The 5,851-nt window shown below is 33.1% G+C and carries 5 protein-coding genes; all 5 read right to left on the reverse strand.

Going from position 1 to position 5,851, the window contains the following annotated elements:
• Nucleotides 1-163 precede the first annotated feature (163 nt).
• The 5 genes from CI949_RS15620 to CI949_RS15640 are packed head-to-tail and all read right to left on the reverse strand — an operon-like array spanning nucleotide 164 to nucleotide 5,845.
• Nucleotides 164-1,420, reverse strand: a complete 1,257-nt coding sequence (locus tag CI949_RS15620; RefSeq protein ID WP_290767986.1) for an FAD-binding protein — start codon at nucleotides 1,418-1,420, stop codon at nucleotides 164-166.
• An 18-nt stretch (nucleotides 1,421-1,438) separates the two neighbouring features.
• Complete coding sequence (locus CI949_RS15625) at nucleotides 1,439-2,227, reverse strand: electron transfer flavoprotein subunit beta/FixA family protein (protein WP_290767989.1); 789 nt, start codon at nucleotides 2,225-2,227, stop codon at nucleotides 1,439-1,441.
• A gap of 28 nt (nucleotides 2,228-2,255) precedes the next feature.
• Entirely contained in the window at nucleotides 2,256-3,395 is a 1,140-nt protein-coding gene (locus CI949_RS15630; protein ID WP_290767992.1) for an acyl-CoA dehydrogenase, read from the reverse strand.
• Nucleotides 3,396-3,452: 57 nt separating this feature from the next.
• Entirely contained in the window at nucleotides 3,453-5,036 is a 1,584-nt protein-coding gene (locus CI949_RS15635; protein WP_290767995.1) for an amidohydrolase, read from the reverse strand.
• A gap of 26 nt (nucleotides 5,037-5,062) precedes the next feature.
• On the reverse strand, nucleotides 5,063-5,845 hold the full coding sequence (locus tag CI949_RS15640; RefSeq protein WP_365941787.1) for an enoyl-CoA hydratase-related protein: 783 nt from the start codon (nucleotides 5,843-5,845) through the stop codon (nucleotides 5,063-5,065).
• Nucleotides 5,846-5,851: the final 6 nt, after the last annotated feature.

The raw sequence follows: 5,851 nt of genomic DNA on the forward strand, positions 1-5,851 counted from the left end.
CCACCTCACGATGGACACCCTTGTCTTCAGCTAGTGGTTGGCACTATTAACCCCCACATCAGACTTTCACTGATTAGCAAATATTCATGCCAGGCAAACTATTTAATAAAAATCAACAGAAAATTTTCTGCTGATTTTTATTATTTTGTTTCTTAACCTTCTATTATTTTAACTCTTCAAAAGCTTTGCTAAGCATAGGTACAATTTTCTTTAAATCACCAACAAGACCATAATCACAGATTTCAAAAATTGGAGCATCTGCATCAGTATTTATTGCTATAATCAAATTAGAGTTCTCCATACCTGCTTTGTGTTGAATAGCACCGGAAATACCACAAGCAAAATAAACTCTTGGCTTAACTGTTTTTCCTGTCTGTCCAACCTGATGAGCTTTATCAATCCAACCTTCATCTACAACAGCACGGGAAGCCCCCACTTCACCACCTAAAACAGAAGCAAATTCTTCAATCGTTTCAAAGTTTTCTGGACTACCAACACCCCTACCACCTGAAACTATAATTTCTGCTTCTTCAAGATTAACACTGGCTTTAGCTTCTTTAATAATTTCTTTAATAGTAGTATATATATCAATATCAGATAAATCAGATTTTAAATTAATAATTTTACCACTATCTGTAATATGTGATTTGATATTTTTATCAGTGATTTTTACCTCAATTTCTTCTATTTCTCCAGTTCTAGAGTAATCTGGATCTGTTTTTTCCATAACTCCAGGCCTTACTGTTGACATTTGAGGTCTATGATCTGGACAAATAATCGTTGCCATTAAATTACCACCAAATGCAGGTCTAGTTTGAAGTAGAATATTTCTTTCTTTATCAATTTCAAGTTTTGTACAATCTGCTGTTAAACCAGTATTTAAGCGAGCAGAAATACGAGGTCCTAAATCTCTACCATTGTGAGTAGCACCTAGAAGTACTATTTCTGGTTTAAACTTATTAATCAAATCACAAATGACAGATGTATAAGTTTCAGTTCTATAATCTTTTAATTCTTCATCCTCAACAATATATACATGATCTGCTTTATAAGCAAATAATTCTTTTGCATCCTCTTTAATATCTGAGGCTAATACAACAGCTGATAAAGTAGTGTCTAATTCATCAGCTAACTTTCTTCCTTCACTACATAATTCAAAAGCAACATTCATTAATTTATTATTTCTCTGTTCTGCTAAAATCCATACGCCTTCATAACTAGAAATGTCCTGCTTTTCAATCTTATTTTCTTTTTCAATTTCCATTGCATCAAATTCACACTCTTTAACACAAATTCCACACATAGTACATTTTTCTGGGTCAACAACCGCTATATCATTTTCCATTTTTAAAGCACCAAATGGACAGTTAGTTACACAAACTTCACATCCGACACAATTATTTTCAAATATTTTTAACATTCAATTATTCCTCCCTCTTTATATTACCTGTTCCATTTTTAATTTTTCTAATAATTTCTTAACTTTTTCTTTTTCATTTCCCTCTAACATTTCACCTTTTTTCTCATTTGTAGGTACAAAGGTATCATATACTTGTGTTGGAGATGCATCAAGACCAAGCTTTGTCTTATCAACTTCAAAATCTTCTACTGTCCAAACCTTAATACAGTCTTCCTTTTGAAAAGCTGAGACAATTCTTGAAATAGAAGGATATCGTGGTTTATTTAGATCATCAATTACTGTTAAAAGCACTGGCAGCTTAGTTTCAATGACACTATAGCCATCTTCTAAAGCCCTTTTTGCTTTAACTTTTTCACCTTCTATTTCTAACTCTTTTACATACGTAATCTGAGGAATTTCTAACTTTTCAGCAATTTGCGGTCCAACCTGTGCTGTATCACCATCAATTGCCTGACGGCCACAAAAAATAAGATCAAACTCGCCTGCATGTTTAATTGCCTGTGCTAATGTATAAGAAGTTGCCCAGGTATCAGATCCTGCAAACGCCCTATCTGAAAGAAGAATACACTCATCAGCACCCATTGCATATGCCTCTAAAAGAGCTGTTTTAGCTTGAGGTGGCCCCATACTAATTACTGTAACCTTTCCGCCATTTTCTTCTTTTAATTTTACTGCTTCTTCTAAAGCATTCTTATCCTCTGGATTAATAATACTGGGAACACCATCTCTTATTAATGTTCCTTTTTCTTCGTCAATTTTCACTTCATTTGTATCTGGTACCTGTTTTACACATACTAATATATTCATTATATTACCTCCTGTAATAAATCTTTTTTTATTTTAATAAAAAACCGGCAATTACCATCTTTTGCACTTCAGTTGTTCCCTCATAAATCTCAGTGATTTTTGCATCACGCCATAAACGTTCAACTGGATATTCTTTCATATATCCATAACCACCATGTAACTGAATTGCTTTATTAGCAACATAAACAGCAGCCTCTGAAGCATAATATTTTGCCATTGCAGCTTCTTTAGAATATCTCTGGCCTGAGTCTTTAGTTTTTGCCGCTTTATAAACTAATAATCTTGCGGCTTCAACCTTAGTACCCATTTCAGCTATTTCCCACTGTAAGCCCTGGAATTTAGAAATTGGTCTACCAAACTGCTCTCTTTCTTTAACATACTGAACTGTCTCATCTAAAGCTCTTTGAGCAATACCTAAGGCCTGAGCAGCAATTCCAATTCTACCACCATCTAATGTTGCCATAGCGATTTTGAAACCCATGCCTTCTTTGCCCAGAAGATTTTCTTTTGGCACTCTGCATTCCTGAAAAATTAACTCTCTTGTATCAGATGCATTAATTCCAAGTTTGTTCTCTTTTTTACCCAGTTTGAAACCAGGAGTGTCTCTTTCAACAATAAAAGCACTAATACCTCTTGTTCCTTTATTTTTATCAGTCATTGCAAAAATAATAAAAGTATCAGCTTCACCAGCATTTGTAATAAATATTTTAGAACCGTTTATTACATATTCGTCATCATCTAATACAGCTGTAGTTTTTTGAGCTGATGCATCAGTACCAGCATCTGGCTCAGTTAAACCAAAAGCACCTAATTTATCACCTCTAGCCAATGGTTTTAAATATTTTTCTTTTTGCTCTTCATTTCCAAATTGATATATTGGATGAGCACCTAAAGAAGTATGAGCAGAGACAATTACTCCGTGAGTTGCACATGCTTTTGATAATTCTTCAACAGTTAAAACATAACTTAATGTATCAGCACCTGCTCCATCATATTTTTTAGGGAAAGGAATTCCTAACATATCAGCCTTAGCCATTTTTTTAACATTTTCTTTTGGAAATTCACAACTTTCATCAATTTCAGCAGCTATATCTTTAACCTCATTTTCTGCAAAATCTCTAACAACTTTTTTTATCATTTCTTGAGTACTATTTAAATTAAAATCCATTTTTTTACCTCCAAATTTTACTTTATTACTTTAATTAATTTTATTAATAATTGATGACTATTTACTTAGCTTACCACCAATAACAGTATTACATACTTCTATATCCCTTAATTTATCCTCTTTAACATAGAAAGGATCATGAGATAAAATACTAAAATCAGCTTTGTATCCAGGCTTTATCTGCCCTAATGTCTCTTCTTCAAACGCATTATAAGCACCATTTTTAGTATATATTTCTAGTGCATCCTGTACAGTTACTTTTTGATTGGGAAGCCAGCCAAATTCAGGTTTTAAAAACTCATCTTTTCTGCTAACTAAACAGCTGATTCCCCAAATTGGATCTGGTTTTTCAATAGGAGAATCTGAACTACCGGCAGTATTAATTCCTAAATCAATCATATCTTTCCACAAATAACTCTGCTGTGCCCTATCCTTACCAATTCTATTCTCAACTATTTCCCAATCACTTGCTGTAAATGCAGGTTGAATATCTGTATTAATTTCTGCAGCTTTCATTCTTTTAAGGAGTTGATAATCTGCCAACTGAGAGTGAATGATCCTATGTTGTAAATTATCATCATATTTTTCTTGCACTGCTTCAACAACTTCTACAAATTGTTCAATAGTTCTATCACCTATCGCATGACAGGCAACCTGCATTTTGTTTTTACAGGCTATTTGAACTAAATTCTCCATCTTTTCTTTGCTACACAACAGTTCTCCATAGTCAGAATCCCGATTGTTATAACTTTCTCTTAAAGCAGCAGTTCGGGCTCCTAAAGAACCATCGGCCCAGATTTTTAGAGGGCCTAAAGTTAAATAATCATTGTATTTACCAGTATTGTAATTAGCAATAAACGCTCTTAGATCTTTTTCATTAGTTAAGCGAAGCTGTAAATTATACCTTAATGGCAGCTTTCCACTATCAGCTAATTCAAAATAAGCCTTTAATGTTTTATGAAAAGAAATACTGGAATCAGCCAGATCATCTGACTGGACAAAAGTTAGTCCATACTCCAGATATTTTTTAGAAGCTTCCAGGATATAGTTTTTTATATCCTTTACAGTAGTTTGAGGAGCAGCATCTAAAATTAGTTTTTGTGCATCTTCGCACAAAATTCCGCTTGGATGACCCTTTTGATCCTTATAAATTCTTTTATTGTTTATAGTTTTTTTATAAAGACCCGCTTCCTTTAAAGCTACAGTATTTGCAGTTAACACATGTCTGCATTCCCTTTTGAAAACTATGGGATGATCTGTAGAAATTTTATCTAAATCTTTGGCTGTTGGTAACCTATCCTCAGTAAAATTTTCTTGATTCCACCCCCAGCCAAATATCCAGTCTCTTGCTTTGAAATCCTTATTTTTTATGTATTTTTTTCCGATTTCTATTAATTCTTTAATAGATTTAACTGCACTTAGATCTATCTTATCTAATTCAGAACCATACATTACAGTATGTAGATGACTATCACAAAAACCTGGTATCAAAGTCTTTCCTTTTAGATCTATTTTCTGATATTGAGCCGTATTATTCACATTAAGGTCAACAATTTTTCCGTTTTCAACCAATACATTCTCAACAATTGGATTAGACCTATCCATTGTATATATATCAGCATTGCAGAAAAGTTTTAACATGATTATCTCATCCCTTTATAGAATACTTACTCGTTTTTAAATTCAGCTTTTCTTTTTTCTAAAAAAGCCTGCATACCTTCTTTTTGATCAGCCGTACTAAAACAGTTGCTAAATAAATTAGCTTCATACTTACTACCTTCTGTAGCTGGATGTTCTAAAGCAAAATTAACTGCTTCTTTGGCAAAAGAAATTATCGGAGCAGATTTTTCAGCTATTTCTTCAGCCAGTGATTTAGCTTGAGTAATAACATCATCAGTCTCAAAAACCTGATTTACTAACTTTAATTCTGCCGCTTTTTTAGCATTAATATTTTTTGCTGTTAATACTAATTCCAGGGCCTTAGGTTTCCCAATTATTTTAGTTAAACGTTGTGTCCCACCAAATCCAGGTATAATTCCCAGACTAATTTCGGGTTGACCAAACTTTGCATTTTCAGCTGCAATTCTAAGATCACAAGCTAAAGCCAGTTCACACCCGCCACCTAGGGCATAACCATTAATTGCTGCAATAAATATTTTAGGAGAGTTTTCAATTTCATTAAAGACTCTATGTCCTAATAAAGAAAATTCTTTAGCTTCCTGCACATTCATATCCTTCATTTCAGAAATATCTGCACCTGCTGCAAAAGCTTTTTCACCTTCACCACTTATTATTACAACTTTAACTGCCTCGTTTTTGTTCAAATCTTCAATTACAAGATCAATTTCTTTTAATGTTTCTTTATTTAAAGCATTTAAAGCTTTAGGACGATTTATTTTTAAAATAGCCAGACTATTTTCTACTTCTAGATTTAGATTATTATAACTCATTTTTAC

This window comes from Halanaerobium sp., assembly GCF_003070835.1.

Coding starts and splice junctions, on each gene's coding strand:
- CI949_RS15620 (WP_290767986.1), bottom strand. CDS start 1,420: ATGTTAAAAATATTTGAAAATAATTGTGTCGGATGTGAAGTTTGTGTA.
- CI949_RS15625 (WP_290767989.1), bottom strand. CDS start 2,227: ATGAATATATTAGTATGTGTAAAACAGGTACCAGATACAAATGAAGTG.
- CI949_RS15630 (WP_290767992.1), bottom strand. CDS start 3,395: ATGGATTTTAATTTAAATAGTACTCAAGAAATGATAAAAAAAGTTGTT.
- CI949_RS15635 (WP_290767995.1), bottom strand. CDS start 5,036: ATGTTAAAACTTTTCTGCAATGCTGATATATATACAATGGATAGGTCT.
- CI949_RS15640 (WP_365941787.1), bottom strand. CDS start 5,845: ATGAGTTATAATAATCTAAATCTAGAAGTAGAAAATAGTCTGGCTATT.